Source organism: Burkholderia sp. IO2, assembly GCF_029522185.1.
Taxonomy (GTDB): Bacteria; Pseudomonadota; Gammaproteobacteria; order Burkholderiales; family Burkholderiaceae; genus Burkholderia; species Burkholderia cenocepacia.
Genome location: NZ_JAKWFH010000054.1, coordinates 28,874 through 50,133 on the forward strand (window position 1 = coordinate 28,874; position 21,260 = coordinate 50,133).

The 21,260-nt window shown below is 67.6% G+C and carries 18 protein-coding genes; 8 read left to right on the forward strand and 10 right to left on the reverse strand.

Going from position 1 to position 21,260, the window contains the following annotated elements; all coding sequences use genetic code 11:
- The first annotated feature begins 8 nt into the window (after positions 1 to 8).
- The 3 genes from MMB92_RS27930 to MMB92_RS27940 are packed head-to-tail and all read left to right on the forward strand — an operon-like array spanning position 9 to position 3,501.
- A complete protein-coding gene (locus tag MMB92_RS27930) occupies positions 9 to 1,331 on the forward strand; it encodes an MFS transporter (RefSeq protein ID WP_006481669.1) in 1,323 nt (440 codons plus the stop codon).
- A gap of 38 nt (positions 1,332 to 1,369) precedes the next feature.
- A complete protein-coding gene (locus MMB92_RS27935) occupies positions 1,370 to 2,524 on the forward strand; it encodes an acyl-CoA dehydrogenase (RefSeq protein WP_006481666.1) in 1,155 nt (384 codons plus the stop codon).
- 38 nt (positions 2,525 to 2,562) lie between these two features.
- The gene (locus tag MMB92_RS27940; RefSeq protein ID WP_006481650.1) at positions 2,563 to 3,501 is read left to right on the forward strand and encodes an alpha/beta hydrolase; all 939 of its coding nucleotides are present in this window, start codon (positions 2,563 to 2,565) and stop codon (positions 3,499 to 3,501) included.
- 58 nt (positions 3,502 to 3,559) lie between these two features.
- Here the strand turns inward: MMB92_RS27940 and prpF are convergent, their stop codons facing one another.
- The 4 genes from prpF to prpB form a co-directional block, all read right to left on the reverse strand.
- The gene (gene prpF / locus MMB92_RS27945; RefSeq protein ID WP_058902414.1) at positions 3,560 to 4,750 is read right to left on the reverse strand and encodes a 2-methylaconitate cis-trans isomerase PrpF; all 1,191 of its coding nucleotides are present in this window, start codon (positions 4,748 to 4,750) and stop codon (positions 3,560 to 3,562) included.
- Positions 4,751 to 4,774: 24 nt separating this feature from the next.
- Positions 4,775 to 7,369 carry a Fe/S-dependent 2-methylisocitrate dehydratase AcnD gene (gene acnD / locus MMB92_RS27950; protein WP_060265551.1) on the reverse strand — a complete coding sequence of 865 codons (2,595 nt, stop codon included), beginning with the start codon at positions 7,367 to 7,369 and terminating at the stop codon, positions 4,775 to 4,777.
- Positions 7,370 to 7,454: 85 nt separating this feature from the next.
- The gene (prpC, locus tag MMB92_RS27955; RefSeq protein ID WP_006491569.1) at positions 7,455 to 8,627 is read right to left on the reverse strand and encodes a 2-methylcitrate synthase; all 1,173 of its coding nucleotides are present in this window, start codon (positions 8,625 to 8,627) and stop codon (positions 7,455 to 7,457) included.
- 40 nt (positions 8,628 to 8,667) lie between these two features.
- Positions 8,668 to 9,561: a methylisocitrate lyase gene (gene prpB, locus MMB92_RS27960; RefSeq protein WP_006481649.1), complete on the reverse strand. Its 894-nt coding sequence runs from the start codon at positions 9,559 to 9,561 to the stop codon at positions 8,668 to 8,670.
- A 170-nt stretch (positions 9,562 to 9,731) separates the two neighbouring features.
- Between prpB and prpR the strand changes: the two genes are divergently transcribed.
- Positions 9,732 to 11,720 (forward strand): propionate catabolism operon regulatory protein PrpR, encoded by a 1,989-nt coding sequence (gene prpR / locus MMB92_RS27965; protein ID WP_059722160.1) that lies wholly within the window; start codon positions 9,732 to 9,734, stop codon positions 11,718 to 11,720.
- Between the two features lie 15 nt (positions 11,721 to 11,735).
- Here prpR and MMB92_RS27970 read toward each other — a convergent pair whose 3' ends face one another.
- The gene (locus tag MMB92_RS27970; protein ID WP_006494358.1) at positions 11,736 to 12,365 is read right to left on the reverse strand and encodes an ABATE domain-containing protein; all 630 of its coding nucleotides are present in this window, start codon (positions 12,363 to 12,365) and stop codon (positions 11,736 to 11,738) included.
- Positions 12,366 to 12,486: 121 nt separating this feature from the next.
- On the opposite strand from MMB92_RS27970, the gene MMB92_RS27975 reads away from it, so the two are divergent.
- Together MMB92_RS27975 and MMB92_RS27980 are read left to right on the forward strand one after the other, a co-directional pair.
- The gene (locus MMB92_RS27975; RefSeq protein WP_006494357.1) at positions 12,487 to 12,612 is read left to right on the forward strand and encodes a hypothetical protein; all 126 of its coding nucleotides are present in this window, start codon (positions 12,487 to 12,489) and stop codon (positions 12,610 to 12,612) included.
- Positions 12,613 to 12,641: 29 nt separating this feature from the next.
- The gene (locus tag MMB92_RS27980) at positions 12,642 to 13,025 is read left to right on the forward strand and encodes a VOC family protein (RefSeq protein ID WP_006481651.1); all 384 of its coding nucleotides are present in this window, start codon (positions 12,642 to 12,644) and stop codon (positions 13,023 to 13,025) included.
- Positions 13,026 to 13,211: 186 nt separating this feature from the next.
- Here the strand turns inward: MMB92_RS27980 and MMB92_RS27985 are convergent, their stop codons facing one another.
- The gene (locus MMB92_RS27985) at positions 13,212 to 14,060 is read right to left on the reverse strand and encodes an ureidoglycolate lyase (protein WP_006481667.1); all 849 of its coding nucleotides are present in this window, start codon (positions 14,058 to 14,060) and stop codon (positions 13,212 to 13,214) included.
- Between the two features lie 663 nt (positions 14,061 to 14,723).
- Here MMB92_RS27985 and MMB92_RS27990 point away from each other — a divergent pair.
- Together MMB92_RS27990 and MMB92_RS27995 are read left to right on the forward strand one after the other, a co-directional pair.
- Complete coding sequence (locus MMB92_RS27990) at positions 14,724 to 15,545, forward strand: IclR family transcriptional regulator (protein WP_006490143.1); 822 nt, start codon at positions 14,724 to 14,726, stop codon at positions 15,543 to 15,545.
- Between the two features lie 176 nt (positions 15,546 to 15,721).
- On the forward strand, positions 15,722 to 16,273 hold the full coding sequence (locus tag MMB92_RS27995; RefSeq protein ID WP_034178622.1) for a hypothetical protein: 552 nt from the start codon (positions 15,722 to 15,724) through the stop codon (positions 16,271 to 16,273).
- A 655-nt stretch (positions 16,274 to 16,928) separates the two neighbouring features.
- On the opposite strand, the gene MMB92_RS28000 is transcribed toward MMB92_RS27995, so the two are convergent.
- The 4 genes from MMB92_RS28000 to MMB92_RS28015 form a co-directional block, all read right to left on the reverse strand.
- Positions 16,929 to 19,286, reverse strand: coding sequence for a GNAT family N-acetyltransferase (locus tag MMB92_RS28000; RefSeq protein ID WP_277563078.1), 2,358 nt, complete (start codon positions 19,284 to 19,286; stop codon positions 16,929 to 16,931).
- Between the two features lie 581 nt (positions 19,287 to 19,867).
- Entirely contained in the window at positions 19,868 to 20,173 is a 306-nt protein-coding gene (locus MMB92_RS28005; protein ID WP_062885051.1) for an H-NS histone family protein, read from the reverse strand.
- 103 nt (positions 20,174 to 20,276) lie between these two features.
- On the reverse strand, positions 20,277 to 20,549 hold the full coding sequence (locus tag MMB92_RS28010) for a hypothetical protein (RefSeq protein WP_012493616.1): 273 nt from the start codon (positions 20,547 to 20,549) through the stop codon (positions 20,277 to 20,279).
- Positions 20,550 to 20,610: 61 nt separating this feature from the next.
- A complete protein-coding gene (locus tag MMB92_RS28015) occupies positions 20,611 to 21,138 on the reverse strand; it encodes a BON domain-containing protein (protein ID WP_062885052.1) in 528 nt (175 codons plus the stop codon).
- Between the last annotated feature and the right edge of the window lie 122 nt (positions 21,139 to 21,260).

The window sequence follows — 21,260 nt, forward strand, 5'->3', positions numbered from 1 at the left end:
GAGTGCCCATGACCCCGACCCTTTCGACCCACCCGGCCGTCGACGACGACGGCGCGACGCAGGCGCTGTATCGCCGGATCTCGCGCCGGCTGCTGCCGTTCCTGATCCTCTGCTACACGCTGTCGTTCATCGACCGGATCAACATCGGCTTCGCACACGCGCAGATGGCCGCCGAGCTGCACTTCTCCGACGCCGTCTACGGGCTCGGTGCGGGCATCTTCTTCATCGGCTACATGGCGTTCGAGATTCCGAGCAACGCGTGGCTCGCGCGGATCGGCGCGCGGCGGACGATTGCCCGGATCATGGTGCTGTGGGGCCTCGGCTCGGCCGCGACGATGTTCGTCACGACGCCCGCGCAGTTCTACGCGTGCCGCTTCCTGCTGGGCGTGTTCGAGGCCGGCTTCTTCCCCGGCATCCTGTTCTATCTCGGCGCGTGGTATCCGCCACGGCAGCGCGCCAAGGCGTTCGCGCTGTTCATGACCGCGCTGTATCTCGCAGGGTTGATCGCCGGCCCCGTGTCGGGCGCGATCCTGTCGTACTTCGACCGCTTGGGCGGCCTGAGCGGCTGGCAATGGCTGTTCGTCGTCGAAGGGCTGCCGAGCAGCGCGCTCGGCCTCGTCGCGCTACGCTTTCTCGACGACCGGCCGGATGACGCACGCTGGCTGTCGGACGCAGACAAGGCCACGCTGCGCGCCGCGCATGCGCAGGCCGAAGCCGATACGCCGGCCGCGAACGCGGCGCGGTCGTTGCTCGCGCACCGCGATTTCTGGCTGCTGTGCGCGGCCAATTTCGCGATCGCGGCCGCCGGCTACGCGCTGGTGTTCTGGATGCCCGTGATCCTGCATCGCGGCGGCTTGCATGGCGCGATGCAGATCGGGCTGATATCCGCGCTGCCGTACCTGTGCGGCATCGTCGGCATGCTCGCGATGGGCTGGCGCACCGAGCGCCGGCGCGAATGGCGCAAGCACGGCGCCGTCGCGATGCTCGCGTGCGCGGCGGCGCTCGCTGGTCTCGCGAGCAGCGCCGGCACGTCGCATCTGATGATCGCGCTGTGCATCGCGGTCGCCACGCACGCCGCGGCGCTGCCCGCGTTCTGGGTGCTGCCGGGGCTCGCGCTGCCGAAGCGCTCGATGGCGGTCGCGATCGCGGCGATCACGATGACCGGCGCGATCGGCGGATTCGCGAGCCCGTTCCTGATGGGCGTGCTCAACACGGCCACCGGATCGATGCGCGGCGGCCTCTATTTCAATGCCGCGCTGCTGGCGGCCGGCGCGCTCGCGTTGCTCGGGACGCTGCGCGCCCGCGCGGCGGCGCGCGCGAACGCCGGCTGACGGCACGGCTTCTTCCTCTCCTGTACGCACCTACCCACATGAATTTCGAACTCGAACTCGAACACCGGATGATCCGGGATCTCGTCGCGCGTTTCGTGAAGGACGAACTGATTCCGCTCGAAGCGGCGGTGATGGCGCGCGAGGCCGACGGCCAGCGCTTCGGGCTGCTCGTCGACGAACGTGCGCACCTCGACGAGCGCTCCCGGCAACTCGGCCTGTGGGGACTCGACGCGCCGCTCGACGTGGGCGGCTCGGATCTGCCGGCCGTCGCGATGGTCGGCGTGAACGAGGCGATCGGCACGACCGTCACCCCGTACATCCTGCCGCCCGACTCGCCGAACCTGCGGATGCTGTGCGATGCGGCCGACGATGCGCAGCGCGCGCGCTATCTCGACCCGTACGCACGCGGCGCCACGCGTGCCGCGATGGCGATCTCCGAGCCGGGCGCCGGCTCCGACCCGGGCGCGCTGTCGACGACCGCCGTGCACGACGGCGACGGCTGGGTGCTGAACGGCCGGAAGATCTGGATCAGCCACGCGGCCGATGCCGACTGGACGATCGTGATGGCGCTGACCGATCGCAGCAAGGGCAAGCGCGGCGGCATGTCGGCGTTCATCGTCGATCGCGACACGCCGGGTTTCATCATCGAACGCCGGATTCCGATGATCGGCGGGCTGTCGACCTACGAAATCGTGCTGGAAGACTGCCGCATTCCCGCCGCGCAACTGCTTGGCCCGGAAGGCGCCGGCTTCACGCCGATGCAGGCCCGGCTCGCGAACCGGCGGCTGGAGATGGCCGCGTGGTGCATCGGCCGCGCCGAGCGCGCGGTCGCGCTGCTGTGCGACCATGCGAAACAGCGCACGACCTTCGGCGTGCCGCTCGCGGAGCGTCAGGCGGTCCAGTGGTGGGTCGCCGACGCGCTCACGCAGATCCACGCATGCCGCCTGATGACCTACGAAGCGGCCGCGCGCGTGGATGCCGGGCAGGATGCCCGCACGCAGATCTCGATGGTCAAGGTGTTCGCGACCGAAATGGCGTGGACCGTGATCGATCATGCGATGCAGACGCTCGGCGCGATGGGCATGACGAAGGAAATGCCGTTGCAGCAGATGGCCAGCGAAGCGCGGCTGATGCGCATCTTCGAAGGCCCGACCGAGGTGCACCGTTGGGTCGTCGCGCGCAGCGTGCTCTGACCGCGGCGCGCCGCCCACTTCCACGATGGAGCCCTGCGTTGAACACCCTGCATCTCGTCGATCCTGAAATCCGCCCGCTGCTCGAGACCTGGCCGACCGTCACGCTCGATGCCGACAACCTCGCGCAGTCGCGCCAGCGCGTGCTGCCGCTGCCGCCGCCCGACCCGACCGGCAGCACGCTCGAACGCCGCACGGTGCCCGGCCCGTCCGGCGCGCCGGACGTCCCGGTCCTCGTCTATCTGCCCGACGGCCACGCGCGCCCGCTACCAGCGATCGTCCACCTGCACGGCGGAGGCTTCGTGCGCGGCGCGGCGAAGGAGCTCGAAGCGGTGCACCGGTTGCTCGTCACACACCTCGGCTGCGCGCTGATCTCGATCGACTATCGCCTCGCGCCGGAAACGGTGTTTCCCGGTGCGATCGAAGACTGCTACGCGGCGCTCGCATGGGTGTTCCGTCACGCCGATACCCTCGGCATCGACGCCGCGCGGATCGGCGTGGCGGGCGAAAGCGCGGGCGGCGGGCTGGCCGCCGCGCTGGCGCTGCTGGCCCGCGACCGCGGCGAATTCCCGCTCGCGTTCCAGCACCTGATCTATCCGATGCTCGACGATCGCACCTGCACGCGCCCGCCGCATCCGCATGCCGGAGAATTCATCTGGCATGCGGCCAACAACCGGTTCGGCTGGACCGCGCTGCTCGGTCACGCCCCGGGCATCGACGGCGTGTCGCCGTACGCGGCGGCCGCGCGCGCCACGCGGCTCGACGGCCTGCCGCCCACGTTCCTGTCGGTCGGCTCGCTCGACCTGTTCCTCGACGAAAATCTCGACTACGCGCAGCGCCTGCTGCGCGCAGGCGTGCCGACCGAACTGCACGTGCTGCCCGGCGGCGTCCACGGATTCGACCTCGTGCCCGGCGCGCGAGTGTCGGAAACGGCGCGCCGCCTGAGCCACGACGCGCTGCGCCGGTTCCTGCACGGCTGACCAAAACAATGCGGGCGGCCGAAGCCGCCCGCATCCGCGCCGATCCCGACGACCACGCTCAGAACGCATCCCCCGGCACCCGCACCCACCCTTCCATCAACACGCGCGCGCTGCGGCTCATGATCGCCTTCGTGACGGTCCACTCGCCGTTCTCGCGCCGCGCTTCCGCGCCGACGCGCAGCGTGCCCGACGGATGGCCGAAGCGCACCGCGTGGCGTTCGCCGCCGCCCGCCGCGAGATTGACGAGCGTGCCGGGGATCGCCGCGGCCGTGCCGATCGCAACCGCCGCCGTGCCCATCATCGCGTGATGCAGCTTGCCCATCGACATCGCGCGCACCAGCAGGTCGACGTCGCCCGCGTTCACGCGCTTGCCGCTCGACGCGACGTAATCGGCCGGCTTCGCCACGAACGCGATCTTCGGCGTGTGCTGCCGCGTCGCGATTTCGTCGAGCGTGTCGATCAGGCCCATGCGCAGCGCACCATGCGCGCGGATCGTCTCGAACTTCTCGAGCGCCTTCGGGTCGCCGTTGATCGCGTCCTGCAGCTCCGTGCCCGTGTAGCCGATCGCTTCCGCGTCGACGAAGATCGTCGGGATGCCTGCGTTGATCATCGTCGCCTTCAGCGTGCCGATGCCCGGCACGGCGAGATCGTCGACGAGGTTGCCGGTCGGGAACATCGAGCCGCCCGCGCCTTCTTCCTCCGCGGCCGGATCCATGAATTCGAGCTGCACCTCGGCGGCCGGGAACGTGACGCCGTCCAACTCGAAGTCGCCCGTCTCCTGCACCGCGCCGTTCGTGATCGGCACATGGGCGATGATCGTCTTGCCGATGTTCGCCTGCCAGATCCGCACGGTCGCGACGCCATCGCGCGGCACGCGCGCCGGATCCACCAGCCCGCCGCTGATCGCGAACGGGCCGACCGCCGCCGACAGGTTGCCGCAGTTGCCGGTCCAGTCGACGAACGCGCGGTCGATCGCGACCTGACCGAACAGGTAGTCGACGTCGTGCCCCGGCCGCGTGCTCTTCGACACGATCACCGTCTTGCTGGTGGACGACGTCGCGCCGCCCATCCCGTCGATCTGCTTGCCGTACGGATCGGGGCTGCCGATCACGCGCAGCAGCAGCGCGTCGCGCGCGGCGCCCGGCGTCTGCGCGGCGTCCGGCAGATCCTGCAGCCGGAAGAACACACCCTTGCTGGTGCCGCCGCGCATGTAGGTCGCGGGAATCCTGATTTGAGGAATATGAGCCATGTCTGTGTTCTCAATGTGCGCCGGTCAGGCTGCCTGCGACGATTCGAGGAAGTCCTGCGCGAACCGCTGCAGCACGCCGCCCGCTTCGTAGATCGACACTTCCTCGGCCGTATCGAGCCGGCACGTCATCGGCACCTCGACGCGTTCGCCGTTCTTGCGGTGAATCACGAGCGTGAGATCGGCGCGCGGCGTGCGCTCGCCGATCACGTCGAAGGTCTCGGTGCCGTCGATGCCGAGCGTCGTCCGGTTGGTGCCCGGCTTGAACTCGAGCGGCAGCACGCCCATCCCGATCAGGTTCGTGCGGTGGATGCGCTCGAAGCCTTCGGCGGCGATCGCCTCGACGCCCGCGAGCCGCACGCCCTTCGCGGCCCAGTCGCGCGACGAGCCCTGGCCGTAGTCGGCGCCGGCCACGACGATCAGCGGCTGCTTGCGATTCATGTACGTCTCGATCGCTTCCCACATCCGCATGACCTTGCCTTCCGGCTCGACGCGCGCGAGCGAGCCCTTCTTCACCGCGCCGTCGACGACCGCCATCTCGTTGACGAGCGTCGGGTTCGCGAAGGTCGCGCGCTGCGCGGTCAGGTGGTCGCCCCGGTGCGTTGCGTACGAGTTGAAGTCCTCTTCCGGCAGGCCCATCTTCGCGAGGTACTCGCCGGCCGCGCTGTTCGGCAGGATCGCGTTCGACGGCGACAGGTGGTCGGTCGTGATGTTGTCGCCGAGCACCGCGAGCGGGCGCATGCCCTTCAGCGTGCGCTCGCCGGCCAGCGCGCCTTCCCAGTACGGCGGACGGCGGATGTACGTGCTCTGCGCGCGCCAGTCGTACAGCGGCGCCGCGCGCTCGCCCGCATCGGCGCTGCGCGCGAACATCGGCTCGTAGACCTTGCGGAACTGTTCGGGCTTCACGCTCGACGCGACGATCGCGTCGATCTCCTCGTCGGTCGGCCAGATGTCCTTCAGCGTGACGGGCTGGCCGTCCGGATCGTGGCCGAGCACGTCACGCTCGATGTCGAAGCGGATAGTGCCGGCGATCGCATACGCGACCACGAGCGGCGGCGACGCGAGGAACGCCTGCTTCGCATACGGGTGAATGCGGCCGTCGAAGTTGCGGTTGCCGGACAGTACGGCCGTCGCGTACAGGTCGCGATCGACGATCTCCTGCTGGATCTTCGGATCGAGCGCGCCCGACATCCCGTTGCAGGTCGTGCACGCGAACGCGACGATGCCGAAGCCAAGCTTCTCGAGTTCGGGCAACAGGTTCGCTTCTTCCAGATACAGTTCGACCGCCTTCGAGCCGGGCGCGAGCGAGCTCTTCACCCACGGCTTGCGCGTGAGGCCCTTCGCGTTCGCGTTGCGTGCGAGCAAGGCGGCGGCGATCACGTTGCGCGGGTTGCTGGTGTTCGTGCAGCTCGTGATCGCGGCGATGATCACCGCGCCGTCGGGCATCTCGCCCGGCTTCTCTTCCCACTGGCCGGCGATGCCGCGCGCGGCGAGATCCGACGTCGGCAGCCGCTTGTGCGGGTTCGACGGGCCGGCCATGTTGCGCACGACGCTCGACAGGTCGAACGTCAGCGTGCGCTCGTACTGCGAGTTCGCGAGCGTATCGGCCCACAGGCCCGCTGCCTTCGCGTAGGTCTCGACCAGCTTCACCTGCTCGTCGCTGCGGCCGGTGAGGCGCAGGTAGTCGATCGTCTGGCCGTCGATGAAGAACATCGCGGCGGTCGCGCCGTATTCGGGCGCCATGTTCGAGATCGTCGCGCGATCGCCGAGCGTGAGGCTCGCCGCGCCTTCGCCGCGGAATTCCAGGTACGCGCCGACCACTTTTTCCTTGCGCAGGAACTCGGTCAGCGCGAGCACCACGTCGGTCGCGGTGATGCCGGGCTGGCGCTTGCCGGTCAGCTCGACGCCGACGATGTCGGGCAGGCGCATCCACGACGCGCGGCCGAGCATCACGTTCTCGGCTTCGAGCCCGCCGACGCCGATCGCGATCACGCCGAGCGCGTCGACGTGCGGCGTGTGGCTGTCGGTGCCGACGCAGGTGTCCGGGAACGCGACGCCATCCTGCGCCTGGATCACCGGCGACATCTTCTCGAGGTTGATCTGGTGCATGATGCCGTTGCCCGGCGGGATCACGTCGACGTTCTCGAACGCCTTCTTCGTCCACTCGATGAAGTGGAAGCGATCCTCGTTGCGGCGATCCTCGATCGCGCGGTTCTTCGCGAACGCGTCCGGATCGAAGCCGCCGCATTCGACGGCGAGCGAGTGGTCGACGATCAGCTGCACCGGCACGACCGGGTTCACCTTCGCCGGGTCGCCGCCGCCGTCCGCGATCGCGTCGCGCAGGCCGGCGAGATCGACGAGCGCCGTCTGCCCGAGGATGTCGTGGCACACCACGCGCGCCGGGAACCACGGGAAATCGCGTTCACGCTTGCGCTCGATGATCTGCTTCAGCGAATCGGCGAGGATCGCCGGATCGCAGCGGCGCACGAGGTTTTCGGCGAGCACGCGCGACGTGTACGGCAGCGTGTCGTACACGCCGGGCGCGATCGCGTCGACCGCGGCACGCGCGTCGAAATAGTCCAGCGACGTGCCGGGCAGGGGTTTGCGGTTGGCGGTATTCATGATGTGGGGCGGAAATCTGGGTATGACGTTCCGCGCGCGCCGGCGGCCCGCATCCTCACGGGCGCCGGCACGCGCGGCGGGCGTTTCAGCGCTTCTCGATCGGCACGAACTGCAGGTCTTCCGGGCCCGTGTAGTTCGCGCTCGGGCGGATGATCTTGTTGTCGATGCGTTGCTCGATGATGTGCGCGCTCCAGCCGGACGTACGCGAGATCACGAACAGCGGCGTGAACATCGCGGTCGGCACGCCCATCATGTGATACGACACGGCGCTGAACCAGTCGAGGTTCGGGAACATCTTCTTCGCGTCCCACATCACCGATTCGAGGCGCTCGGCGATGTCGTACAGCTTCAGGTCGCCCGCTTCCTTCGACAGCTTGTGCGCGACGCCCTTGATCACCTTGTTGCGCGGATCGGAGATCGTATAGACCGGGTGACCGAAGCCGATCACCACTTCCTTGTTCTCGACGCGGCGGCGGATGTCGGCTTCGGCGTCGTCAGGCGAGCTGTAGCGGCTCTGGATTTCGTACGCGACCTCGTTCGCGCCGCCGTGCTTCGGCCCGCGCAGCGCGCCGATCGCGCCGGTGATCGCCGAGTAGATGTCCGAGCCCGTGCCCGCGATCACGCGCCCCGTGAACGTCGATGCGTTGAATTCGTGCTCCGCGTACAGGATCAGCGACGTGTGCATCGCCTCGACCCACGACTTCGACGGCGTCTTGCCGTGCAGCAGGTGCAGGAAGTGGCCGCCGATCGAATCGTCGTCGGTTTCCGTTTCGATGCGCTTGCCGTTGTGCGAGAAGTGATACCAGTACAGCAGCATCGAGCCGAGCGACGCCATCAGGCGGTCGGCGATGTCGCGCGCGCCCGGCAGGTTGTGGTCGTCCTTCTCCGGCAGCACGGTGCCGAGCACCGACACGCCGGTGCGCATCACGTCCATCGGATGCGCCGACGCCGGAATCTGCTCGAGCGCGGCCTTCAGCGCGCTCGGCAGGCCGCGCAGCGCGCGCAGCTTGGTCTTGTACGCAGCCAGTTCGGTCAGGTTCGGCAGCGTGCCGTGCACCAGCAGGTGCGCGATTTCCTCGAATTCGCACGATTCGGCGACGTCGAGAATGTCGTAGCCGCGATAGTGCAGGTCGTTGCCGGTCTTGCCGACCGTGCACAGCGCGGTGTTGCCGGCCGTCACGCCCGACAGCGCCACCGACTTCTTCGGCTTGAATGCGCCTGCGGCGGCCGGTGCTGCTGCGTCTTTCGTCTCGCTCATGTTTTGTTTCTCCAATGGGTATCGGGGGATGCGGGCCGCGTTACTTCTTGCCCTGCGCGAACAGTTCGTCGAGCTTGCGCTCGTATTCGTGATAGCCGAGGAAGTCGTACAGCTCGGCGCGCGTCTGCATCGTCGGCACGGCCGCCTTCTGCGTGCCGTCGCGGCGCAGCGTTTCGTAGAAGTTCAGCGCGGCCTTGTTCATCGCGCGATACGCGCCGCAGCAGTACAGCGCGATGTCGACGTTCGCCTCGCGCAGCTCGTCGACGGTGAACAGCGGCGTCGAGCCGAATTCGGTCAGGTTCGCGAGGATCGGCACCTTCACGGCAGCCTTGAAGCGGCGGTAGTCGTCGAGCGTCTTCATCGCTTCCGGGAAGATCATGTCCGCGCCGGCTTCGACGTACGCGACCGCGCGCTCGATCGCCGAGTCGATCCCTTCCGCGGCGGCCGCGTCGGTGCGCGCCATGATCACGAACTGGTCGTCGGTACGCGCATCGACCGCGGCCTTCACGCGATCGACCATTTCGTCGATCGGCACGACTTCCTTGCCAGGACGGTGGCCGCAACGCTTCTGGCCGACCTGGTCCTCGAGGTGCACGGCCGCGACGCCGGCGTTGATGAACGAGCGGACCGTGCGCGCGATGTTGAATGCACCGCCCCAGCCCGTGTCGATGTCGACCAGCAGCGGCAGGTCGGTCGCGTTGGTGATCCGGTTCGCGTCGATCAGCACGTCTTCCATCGTGCTGATGCCGAGGTCGGGGATGCCGAGCGAGTTCGCGGCGACGCCGCCGCCCGACAGGTACACGGCCTTGAAGCCGACGGCCTGCGCCATCTTGGCCGCGTACGCGGTGATCGCGCCGACCACCTGCAGCGGCTGCTCGGCCGCGACTGCCGCGCGGAACTTCGCGCCGGCGCTCTGAAGATGCGTATTGCTCATGAACGGCCTCCTGATGGAATGCCCGATAACAGCAAGGACCGGGCCAGCTTGCGAAACGTCGCTAACCCACTGATTCTTAAGCACCCGCCCCGGGCGAGGCGGCGCCGGAAGATTTCAATTCAGCAATTTCGTGTTTCAAAAATGAAATCGCGCGCGCATAATCGGCGGTCATGGACCTCTCTTCGACCAAGCCCGTCGGCCCGGCCGACCGCACGGTGCGTCCGCGCATCTGGGCAATGGGCATCAGCCGCCTGCGCGACCTGTTTCGCGAGATCGCCGGCGAGTTCGACGAACGCGCCGACGTGCGCATCGTGACACGCGCCTATGAAGATGCGCTCGGCGCGATCGCCGAGGCGGGCACCGCGCGGCCCGACGTGATCGTCGCGGCCGGCTCGAACGGCGGCTTCCTGAAAACGCGTGCGCAGGTGCCGGTGGTGGTCGTGTCGCCGACCGGCTTCGACGTGATGCAGGCGCTCGCGCGCGCGCGACGCGACGCGACGCGGATCGCGCTAGTCAGCGCCGGCGAAACGCCGCCCGAAGTGCGTCGCTTCGTCGCCGCGTACGGCCTCGACGTGCAGTTTGCGTCATATCAGTCCGCGCAGGAAGCGGAAGCCTGCGTGCACGACCTGCGCGATCGCGGCATCGAGACGATCGTCGGCCCCGGCCTCGTCACCGATCTCGCGGCCAGCGCCGGCATGGGCGCGGTGTTCCTGTATTCGCACGCGTCGGTGCGCAAGGCCGTCGAGACGGCGCTCGAAGTCGCGTATGCGACGCACGCCGAGGCATTCCGCCGCCAGCGGCTCGACACGCTGCTGCAGCATCTGCGTGACGGTGTGGTCGCGCTGGACGCGCACGGCCGCGTCGAGGCGATCAACGAACGGCTCGCGTCGGCGCTCGGGGTCGAACCCGCGGCGGCCGTCGGCCGCGCGCTCGTCGACCTGCGGCCCGAACTGCGCACGCTGCGCGGCGAGGACGGCGACGCGCTCGCGACCGTGCGCGGCGTGCGCTACGTCGTGCATCGCGGGCCGCTGGTCGATCGCGGCGTCACGTCGGGCAGCGTGCTGACGTTCCAGGAATCGCGCGCGGTCGAACGGCTCGATCGCGCGCTGCGTTCGCAACCGACCACGCAGCAGTTCGCGGCCCGCTATGCGCTCGACGACGTGGTCGGCGCCTCGGCGCCGATGACGCGCGTACGCGAGCTCGTGCGCCGCTATGCGAAATCCGACGCGACCGTGCTCGTGCTCGGCGAAAGCGGCACCGGCAAGGAAATGATTGCGCAGAGCCTGCATGCGCTGTCCGCGCGGCGCAGCTATCCGTTCGTCGCGGTCAACTGCGGCGCGTTTCCGGAAGCGCTGCTCGAGAGCGAACTGTTCGGCTATGAGGAAGGCGCATTCACCGGCGCGCGGCGCGGCGGCAAGACCGGCCTGTTCGAGGCCGCGCATCGCGGCACGCTGTTTCTCGACGAAATCGGCGAGATGCCGCCGTCGCTGCAGAGCCGGCTGCTGCGCGTGCTGCAGGAACGCGAAGTGATCCGCCTCGGCTCGACCGAGCCGATCCGCATCGACGTGCGCGTGATCGCCGCGACGCACCGGCCGCTGCTCGCGGCCGTCGAGGCCGGCACGTTCCGCGCGGATCTCTATTACCGGCTCAACATCCTGAACGTCGGCCTGCCGCCGCTGCGCGAACGCGCGGCCGACATTCCCGCGCTCGCGGCGACGCTGCTCGTGCAGGCCGCGCGGCGCGAGCCGCGTCTCGCCGAACGCGTGCGCGACACCGACGACGCGCTGCGCGTGCTCGGCGCGACGCAAGCGACGCTCGCGCGCTACCGCTGGCCGGGCAACGTGCGCGAGTTGCAGAACGTGGTCGAGCGGATCGCGGTGGAGCTGGCCGAGGACGTCGACGAGAGCGATCCTGACGCCGCGTGTGCGGCGCTCGCCGCCGGCGCGCTGCAGGTGATCGCGCCCGAGCTGTTCGCCGCGCCGCCCGACGCCGGTGGGGGCGCCGACGACGATGGACAAACGCTCCACGCACGCCGCCGTCGCGCGGAAGCCGACGAGATCCGCGCGGTACTCGACGCGTGCGGCGGCGACCGCGATCGCGCCTGCGCGATGCTCGGCATCAGCAAGACGACGCTGTGGCGCAAGCTGTCGGCGAAATAGGTTCGGGCCGCCCCGTCATTCGGCCTTGTGATAGTGGCGATACGCCTTCGCGCGATTGCCGCACGACGACATCGAGCACCAGCGTCGGCTGCCGTTCTTGCTGTCGTCGATGAACAGCCACTGGCATGCATCGTTCGCGCAGCGCTTGACCTTCGCGAGCCGCGCGCCGCCGAGCAGGTCGATCGCCGACCACAGCACCGGACTCAGCAGCCCCGCGAGCGTCGCACCTGACGCATCGATCCGCCACGCGTAGCGGCCGTCGACGCGCGCCAGCGCAACGCGCGGCGACGCTTCCGCCAGAAAGCCGCCGAGCAGCGCGAGATCGTCGGGCTGTGGCTCGCGCTGCTCCGCTTGCGCGTGAAAGAGCCGGTAGAGCGCCTCGCGCAATGCGAGCGCCTGCGCGAGCATCGGAGGCTCGTCATTCTTCTTCGGGTTCGGATATTGCTCACGACACGCGTCGACCAGCCCGGCCGGTACGCCGGCCTGCTCGCGGCACCACGCGAGCAGGTCGTCCAGCGCGCCGAAGGTTTCCGTCGGCGGGTCGCTGCCGCGCCAGTACAGCGTGTTCGCGAAATCGAGGCTCAACGTCTCGGGCGGCGCCGGGATCAGGCAGTCGATCGCGACGGAAGGTTGCGTTTTTCTCATGACGCGATCGTATCTAACCACCATGCCGGTTGACAAGCGCCGGAGCGATTTCTAACATAACCGGCATGGTGGTTAAAAAAGGTTGCTGCACCGACGCTCCCTTCAATCCAAGGAGACACAGATGATCGATCGCTTTTCGTTCAGCGTTATCCACACCGTCGCCGGCCGCACGTACGAGGCGAGTACGCTCGGCGCGCTTCGCTGCAAGCGGCTGGCATGGTGCCTCCAGGCAGGTTTGCCGTTCTGACGTCCCCCTCAGTTCAAGGAGAACCACAGATGATCGATCACCTTTCATTCGGCGTTGCACACGTTGGCCGCAGCCGCACCTTCTACGACAGCACGCTTGGCGCACTCGGCTACAAGCGTCTGTATAGCGACGACAACGCGATCGGGTACGGCACGACCGAGCCCGAGCTGTGGTTGCAGCACGCGGCTCGCCCGGTCGTCGCCGATCCCGATTCGGGGTTGCACCTGTCGTTCAAGGCCGCGTCGCCGGTCGAGGTCGATGCGTTCTACCGCGCCGCGCTCGAGCACGGCGGCAAGGACAACGGCGGCCCCGGCAAGCGCGAGCACTACGGCCCGGGCTACTACGCGGCGTTCGTCGTCGACCCCGACGGATATCGGCTCGAAGCGCATTGCGAACTGGACAACGTGGTCTGATCCGCTTCGCACCGCCGCGGACATGCGACAAGGGCCGATTCCGCATCGCGCGGAATCGGGCCCCTGGTTCGAGCTGTCTCGTCGTTCGGGGCGCGCCGCTCGCCGCCGGCATTCATGCCGACGTGGCGGGCAGCATGGCCAGCGCGGGGGGCTGCGTCCTCCAGCCGGCCCGCGTCGCTCACGCGCTCATTGCGCGTGGCGCGTGCTCTGCAACTGCTCGCCGAGCCCGTCGATCCCGAGGCGCACCATCTGGCCGGCCTTCAGGAATACCGGCGACGGCTTGATCCCCATGCCGACGCCCGGTGGCGTACCGGTCGTGATCACGTCGCCCGGCTGCAGCGTCATGCAGGTCGACAGATACGCGATCAGCTGCGCGACGGTGAACACCATCGTGCGCGTGTTGCCGTTCTGATAACGGTGGCCGTCGATTTCGAGCCACAGGTCGAGACGCTGCGGATCGGGTACCTCGTCGCGTGTGACGAGCCACGGGCCGATCGGGCCGAACGTGTCGAAACCCTTGCCCTTGTCCCACTGGCCGCCGCGCTCGATCTGCCATTCGCGCTCGGACACGTCGTTGACGACGCAGTAGCCCGCGACGTAATCGAGCGCGCGCGCTTCATCGACGTCCTTGCACTTCGCGCCGATCACGACGCCCAGCTCGACTTCCCAGTCGGTCTTGACCGAACCCTTCGGGATGTCGATGCCGTCGTTCGGGCCGCAGATCGAGCTCGTCCACTTGCCGAATACGACCGGCTCCTTCGGCACCGGCATGCCGGCTTCGGCTGCATGATCGGCATAGTTCAGGCCGATGCCGATGAACTTGCCGACGTGACCGACGCACGCGCCGATGCGCGGCTCGCCCGACACGAGCGGCAGCGTGGCCGGATCGATCGCGCGCAGCCGTGCGAGACCCGCGTCGGACAGCACCTCGCCGGCAAGATCCGGCACATGCGCGGACAGGTCGCGAATCCGGCCGGCCGCGTCGAGGATGCCGGGCTTTTCCTGGCCGGGCGGGCCATAGCGAAGCAGTTTCATCGTGCTTAACCTCTGTTGTCGAATGGGACAGGATACCGGCCGACGCGGCCTTTCGCAGCCGCGCGCCGGACTGATTGTCGATCGTCGATTGCACGCGTCGGCGCCGCATGCGGGATGCCGTCGACGCGCGAGGGTCGCGCGGGCGCAGCGATCGCGGCGCCGTACGGAAGTACGGCGCGCATCGAACGGGCGGCCGCCGGTCTGCGCATCGGCGACGACGGCCCGGCATCCGCGACGCGTGCCGGTCCATGCCGGCCGGCTGCACGCGCGGCCGCGCCGTCGCTGGCCCGCAAGCCTTTGTACCATCGGCCGCGCGCCGTGAAATGACGCGCGACGGATACCGACTATTGGTGCGCCTGCCGACGCTGCGGCGCAGCACGCGCCGCACCGGCGTCGGTGGAACGACCATCGTTCGCAGTGGCGCCTGCCATCGGTGCATGAATACTGGCTATTCGGGGTGCCCCTGTCATCGGAAACGTTTGCCCATCCGTTCTTGTCCGGTAATGATCGGTAAAAAGACGCTGCATTGCACACTGTATGTTTATTGCTAAGCTCATACGGATGGCTTTCATTGCCATCCGCGGGCCCGCCCTATACGCGTGCAGAACCGGCCAGCGTGCGTCGCCAACCGATCGACGGTAATCCCCCAACCTCACACCGACAATGCAGACAACCAACGACCCGCTTCCCGGCAGCGACGCACGGGAATCGATGGCCGCTATCGACCGCTATCGCGCACCCGCGCTCGACAAGGGCCTCGATATTCTCGAACTCCTGTCCGAGCAGAAGGAAGGACTCACCCGCACCGAAATCACGAAGGAACTCGGCCGTAACGCGAGCGAGATCTACCGGATGCTCGAACGCCTCGTCGCACGCCGCTACGTGATGCGTTCGACCGGCGGCGACCGCTATACGCTCAGCCTCAAGTTGTTCGCGCTTGCGCACCGGCATCCACCGATGAACCGGCTGATCGCCGAAGCGCTGCCGCCGATGCAGCGCTTCGCCGATGCCGCCGAGCAATCGTGCCACCTGTCCGTCTACGATCGCGGCAACCTGCTCGTGATCGCGCAAGTGGACGGGCCTGGCCCGTGGGGCGTGTCGGTCCGGCTCGGCTCGCGCGTCGGGCTCGCCGATACCGCGTCGGGACGCACGCTGCTGGCGTTCCAGGGCCCCGAGCAACGCGCGCACATGCTGGCCGAGCACCGCAAGGTCAAGGGCGAAACGCCGCTGAACGAGCAGGAGCTCGCGAATGCATGCCAGTCGATCCGGCAGTCCGGCTACCTGCGCCAGGACAGCCGCCAGGCCTACGGCGTGACCGACCTGACCGTGCCGATCCTCGGGCCCGCCGGCCATGCGATGGCCGTGCTGACGTGTCCGTACATGCGACGGATCGATGCGCACATGGCGCCGACCGTCGACGTGGTCGTCGACGCACTGCGCGACACGGCCGCCCATCTGTCGATGTGCCGCACCGAGACCTGCTGACGCGCGGGTTCGCCGCCAACGCGCACCGGGCATCGCGCAGCGGCGCCGGGTGCGATTGCGCACGACGCCCGCGCGGTGCCCGATGCGCGATGTCGCATCGGGCAGCCGCGGCGCTACGCTAGAATAGCGGCCCTCTCAAAAACTACGGCGGCCGGTTGTCGCGGCCGTCGTGTCCGATGGATGTCATGGCCAAACTTCTGAACGATCAAGAATTCCAGCGTTTCTCCGAACTTCAGCAGAAGCAGGCAAGCTTCACGATCACGCCCGAGGAAGCGGACGAACTGCGCGATATCGTCGCGCGCGCGCAGAAGAAGCGCGACGATCGTGCCGCCGCAATGCAGGCGATCGAGAACTACATCGAGCAGTTCGACATCACGCCTGACGAACTCTTCTCGCCCGAGCAGATCGGCGACGCGGCGCGCACCTACGGGCTCATCACGGCGACCAAGAAGGAACGCACGCTGCCGCCGTCGATCACGTTCAACGGCAAGCCGTATCAGTGGACCAAGACGCTTCCGGACGACGTGCGCGGCGCACTGTTCGACGCGTTCACGTCCGGCGAGTCGGTCAAGCGCTTCATCGCGATGCCGAAAGACGCCGCGCGTTGTGCGCTGACGATCGCCCGTCTCGAGCGCGAAACCGGTGCCGTCTATGCCGATCCACACCTCGAGGAACTCGCGATTTCGCGTGATCAGGTGAACGACGCGGCGTCGAAACTCGCTGCGTGAATGTGATCGTGGGCACACTTCCTGCGTGCCCACACCTGCGCGTCACGCCGGCATTGGCCGGCGCTGCGCCCGCGGCAGGCGTGCGTTCGCATGCTCCCGAAAAAGCTCACCTCGGCATCCCGCAAGCGCTCACCGCAGTCTCCCGTAAAGTCTCACCGAAGGCTCCTGGAGACGCTTACTGATGCCTCCCGAACATCCTCACCGATCGCTCCTGCAAGTGCTCACCGAGGTGTCCCGGAAAGGCTCACCGGCCTTTCCCGCAGGCGCTCATCGGCCGTTCCCGGGAAAGCTCACCGAACGCTCCCGTATCGGCTCACCGCGCTGTCCCGGAAAAGCTCACTCGCCGCTCCCGAAAAGTCTCACCTTCGTGATGGCTTTGCATGTGCGAAGCCGGAATAGGGCCACGAATGCGTGCAAGCACATCGCTTGAAACGGTTGCGCAGGGCGAATTTCGCAGCACGCTGGCGCGCCTCTGCCGACATGATGCGGGCTTCACGATATCGCCTCGACCGGCAGGTTCGCCACGTCGGCGAGCGCTTCATGCCGGATACTGGTTTCAACTCCTTTGCATTCCTGAGTGACCGTGCGGCATGGCGAGACATTGCAGCATCGACGCCATGCGTTACCTTCGCAACGTGGGACCACAGACTGACGCCTACGGCTGCAACTTCATCCTGAACCCGACGACGCCCGGCTCCTCCGTCGTCGATACCGCAAACCCGCACGATTTCGCGAGCGAAATCATCGCCGTATTCTCGCGCAACGCCTCGCCGACCATCCACGCGGTGCCGCGCGAGCGTGCGTAGTCGATGATGCGCATCATCATCAGCCGGCCGAGCCCCTTGCCCTTTTGGTCGGGCCGTACCGCGATCGCGAACTCCGCCGTCTCGTTGTCGGGATCGGCGACCGCGCGCGCCACCGCGAGCGTGTGGTCGCGCCCCGACACGTCGGTAAACGACACGATGAACGCCATCTCGCGGTCGTAGTCGATCTGCGTCATGCGCGCCACCTGCGAATGATCGAAGCTGCGCACCGCGCCGAAGAAACGCATCCGCAGATCTTCCGGCGTCATCGCACCGAGCAGCTCGTTGTGTGCGGCCTCGTCCTCCGGACGGATCGGACGGATCGTCACCGTCTCGCCATGCCACTCGAGCGTCTGCTCGAGGTGCCGCGGATACGGCATGATCGCGAGCCGGCTGCGCCCTGCAGCCAACGTGATGCGCGGCGCGACGACCCATGCGCGGTCGGACAGCACGCGCAGCGTGACCGACATCGCAACGACTTCGCGCACGTCGCAAACGACCTGCGACAGCGCCGTCAGCGCGTCGAGCGTCGGCTCGACGGGCGTGCTGCGCGCATACGGCGAGCGCTCCATCACCGCGCGGGCGAGCACGGTGTTCAGCGGCGGCAGACCGTAGACGACGAACGGCGCCGATACGCCATCCGCCGGCGGCACGGCGTAGCGAAACACCGGACCGAAGTTCGAATCGTCATACATGTCGACCGTGATATCGACGACCTTCTTGCCGGCCGGCTCGCTGGATTGCTCGCCCCGCAGACCGAAATGGGACAGCCAGCGCAGCGCGGCTTCGCCGGCCAGTTCATGCTGCCCGGCTTCGACCATGCGGCGCGCGTCGGCCTGGGCGGACGCCACGCATTCGGCCGGCTGCGGCGGCGTGCCCTCCGGCGTCTGCATCAGCAGCTGGCGCCCGAGGTTGTAGTCGACGAGACGCGCATACGCACGTGCGAGCCGCTGCGGCGTCGTGTGCACCGGAATGCCGTTCGCGTGCAGCGCATCGCGTGTCGCCGCATCGACCGCGCCGAAGAAACACGCGAGGATGCCGCGATGCGCGTACTGCCGCGAATCGATCAGCGTGCGCGCGACCAGGTCGGCCGGCGCACTGTGTGAAGTGGAATGAACGACGAACAGCGTGCCCGTCTGCGGAAACGGGGCGAGCGCCTTGATCGCCGCGGCAAAGTGTTCGGGGCGTGCATCGTCGCCCAGCGTGAGCGGATTGCCCGGCGCCGCGAGATGCGGCAGCGCGGCCGCGACGGCCGACGTGGCCGCGGGCGACCAGTCGGTCAGCACGTCGCGCACCTCGGCCACCGCATCGACCGCGAGTTTCGCCACGCCCGCATCGCTGGTCACGAGCGTCGCCGCCCCCCGTGCGGTGACGCGGCCCACGCCGAGCGTCTCGATTTCGTCGAGCAGGTCGTCGAGCGCATCGACGCGCACCATGCCCGCGCGCTGGAACGCCGCCGTGTAGAGTGCATCGCCGGGATCGGCACGGCCGGTACGTAACGCGAGCACCGGCTTGTTGCGTGCGGCCGCGCGCGCCGCCGACATGAACTTGCGCGCCGCGCGCACGGTATCGAGCTCGAGCAGGATCGCGCGCGTGCCGGGATCGCTCGCCAGATAGTCGAGGACGTCACCCGCATCGACGTCCGATTCGCTGCCGAGCGCGACGACATGCGAAAAGCCGAGGCCCCGCGCATGGGCCCAGCCGAGCACCGCGTTCGTCAGCGCATTCGATTGCGATACCCATGCAACGCCGCCCGATCGCGCCGTATACGCAGGCGCGCCGAAATGCGCATGCCGCGCCGGCGACAACACGCCGAGGCTGCCGGGCCCGACGATACGGAGCACGAACGGCTTCGCCGCCTTCAGCGTGCGATCGACCGCGGCGCGATCGGCATCGGTGCGCGCCTCGCCGACGATCACCGCGACCCGCGTGCCCAGCTCACCGAGCTTGCGCACGATGCCGGCCCAGGTCGCGGGTGGCGTGCAGATCACGGCAACCGACGGCGGCGCGGGCAACCGGTCGACATCCGAGACGACCGCATGCCCGTCCAGCTCGCGATATTTCGGATTGACCGGCCAGACAGGCCCCTGGAACGCGCCGTCGAGCACACGCGACCACACCATCGCGCCGATACTGCCCGCGCGCGACGACGCGCCGACGACCGCAACGGACTTGGGCTGGAACAACGCATCGAGATGGCGAACGGTCACATCGGCTCCCTGCGGTGGCGAAAGACGACACGATCGGCATGCGGCCACGCGGGCCGTGCGCCGATCGACGCGAACCCCAAGCATAGGCGAAGCGCCTGCGACTGCCTATATGCCGAACGGCCGACTATTCGACGGACGTCAACGCTCGCATCATGGGTCTGCAACACACGCGGCACGGCATCGCAGTGCCGCTCGCACGATGCAGGCAACGCGGCACGATGCTGCAGTCGCGCGCTCAAAGGTGAGGTTTTACAGGAGCCATGGTGAGTATCTTCGGGAATCGCACGACATACCGCGCCAATACGCGAAAGGTGATGAAAGTCCGCGTCGCGCATGCACCGCGAAAATGGCGAATGCCAATGCGCGTGCATTGCGCCATTACGCGCCTGTTTACGGAAATTCCCCGCAATATGCAGTCGGATCGCGGCGAATTCGCAAAACGGGATCCGTTCATTGCGCGACATTGCACTTCAATTCGCGACGGAAAATCGCATGGCGACCGCCCAAAAACAAAACGGTGCGAAGGCCGCATGGCCGTTCGCACCGTCAGTCGATACGCGAAAGGTGAGGATTTTCGGGAGTCAGTCCTTGATCAGGAAACGTCCGCGATTCTTGCCGAGCCATGCCGGCGCCCGCCCGCGACCACTCCAGGTCTCGCCCGTCTTCGGGTTCAGGTACTTCGGCGGCAAGGTCCGCTTGGGCTTTGTGGCGGCAGCGGCGGCGGCCGATCCTGCCGGGCGAAAACCGAGCTCTTCCGGCGTAATGTCGTATTCGTCGATTTTCGCGCGGATTTCGGCAATCGCGTCGGCAATCGCCTTTTCACGTTCCTTGTCGATCTTTTGCTGAAGCCGTTCGAGCTGTGCGGACAGTTGCCTGTAGGTCGCCATATGGATGGGACTCCGTGAGTGTTATTCGTGAAAAATAGGTAACACCAAGCAAACAGAAAAGCGCTTCGCCCGATCGTGGTCTCCTCAGCCGGTCATTTCGGGATCAATAACCGCTCTTCTTCTTGCACGCGAAGAGAAGATTTCGCACGGCGTCATCCGTCGATTGCTGGATCACGTCGAAATCTCCGTTGCACATGGCCCGGGCATTGTCCGTGCAATTGCTCCAGTCGCTGCCGGTGCATTGCACCTGAGTGGTCGGGCGCCCGTCCGAAGTGAACAGCGGAGCACCGCCACCGCACCCGCCGAGCCCTGCAACCAGAGCCAACATCACGGCCGCCCGAGGCCACCGACAGACCGACGCAAGCATGTGTTTCATTATGGTTCCCGTCAACCTTTTTTTGAATGTCGCGAGTATGCCATGGGCGGCCCGTCGAGCGTCAGTCCGGCGCGCGGTCGGGTTGTCCGCGCGCCTTGTACGGCAAGCGCTTGCGCGGATCGTCGGTGATGCGAATGAACACCTGCTCGACGTCCGGAAGCGCCTCGAATTCGCGTTGCAACGCCTGGCGATCGACGCTCGTATCCGCACATCCTTCGACGTAGATGAAACGTCGCTGCACGGTGATCCACAGGCTCGTGCCGCGCAGACGATCGGAGCCGGCGAAGTGCGCCTTCGCCGCATCGGCGATCGACGCGTCGTACATATACGAGTTCGGCTTCGTGCAGCGATGGGCGAGCCAGCAGGTCGTGCCGCGTTCGGCGCGGTAGTGCGCATCGTCCGTCATCTCGGCGCGCGTCATCCACGGGCCGAGCGGCAACGGGCATTCGGCGACGTCCTGCGACAGCGCGACGAACGGGTCGTTGTACCAGTTGCGCCGCGCGTCGGCCGTGTCGGCGTCGCCGGCCTGCGCGAATGCGAAGCTCGCCAGCAACATGGTCAGCCACCCTGCGATGCCGATCCGCTTCATCGTGATCTATATGAACGCGTCCCGTTTGCAACAGTTTTCGTGTGTTCAGACAGACAGGATGGGCTGCAGCTCTATATCCGGCCTTGTTGCAGCCAGTACTGCCGCTGCGGGCCCCTATGAAA

Coding starts and splice junctions, on each gene's coding strand:
- MMB92_RS27995 (WP_034178622.1), top strand. CDS start 15,722: ATGGATGTCATGGCCAAACTTCTGAACGATCAAGAATTCCAGCGTTTC.
- prpF (WP_058902414.1), bottom strand. CDS start 4,750: ATGGCTCATATTCCTCAAATCAGGATTCCCGCGACCTACATGCGCGGC.
- prpR (WP_059722160.1), top strand. CDS start 9,732: ATGGACCTCTCTTCGACCAAGCCCGTCGGCCCGGCCGACCGCACGGTG.
- MMB92_RS27970 (WP_006494358.1), bottom strand. CDS start 12,365: ATGAGAAAAACGCAACCTTCCGTCGCGATCGACTGCCTGATCCCGGCG.
- MMB92_RS28015 (WP_062885052.1), bottom strand. CDS start 21,138: ATGAAGCGGATCGGCATCGCAGGGTGGCTGACCATGTTGCTGGCGAGC.
- MMB92_RS27980 (WP_006481651.1), top strand. CDS start 12,642: ATGATCGATCACCTTTCATTCGGCGTTGCACACGTTGGCCGCAGCCGC.
- MMB92_RS27935 (WP_006481666.1), top strand. CDS start 1,370: ATGAATTTCGAACTCGAACTCGAACACCGGATGATCCGGGATCTCGTC.
- MMB92_RS27975 (WP_006494357.1), top strand. CDS start 12,487: ATGATCGATCGCTTTTCGTTCAGCGTTATCCACACCGTCGCCGGCCGC.
- acnD (WP_060265551.1), bottom strand. CDS start 7,369: ATGAATACCGCCAACCGCAAACCCCTGCCCGGCACGTCGCTGGACTAT.
- MMB92_RS27930 (WP_006481669.1), top strand. CDS start 9: ATGACCCCGACCCTTTCGACCCACCCGGCCGTCGACGACGACGGCGCG.
- prpC (WP_006491569.1), bottom strand. CDS start 8,627: ATGAGCGAGACGAAAGACGCAGCAGCACCGGCCGCCGCAGGCGCATTC.
- MMB92_RS28005 (WP_062885051.1), bottom strand. CDS start 20,173: ATGGCGACCTACAGGCAACTGTCCGCACAGCTCGAACGGCTTCAGCAA.
- prpB (WP_006481649.1), bottom strand. CDS start 9,561: ATGAGCAATACGCATCTTCAGAGCGCCGGCGCGAAGTTCCGCGCGGCA.
- MMB92_RS27985 (WP_006481667.1), bottom strand. CDS start 14,060: ATGAAACTGCTTCGCTATGGCCCGCCCGGCCAGGAAAAGCCCGGCATC.
- MMB92_RS28010 (WP_012493616.1), bottom strand. CDS start 20,549: ATGAAACACATGCTTGCGTCGGTCTGTCGGTGGCCTCGGGCGGCCGTG.
- MMB92_RS27990 (WP_006490143.1), top strand. CDS start 14,724: ATGCAGACAACCAACGACCCGCTTCCCGGCAGCGACGCACGGGAATCG.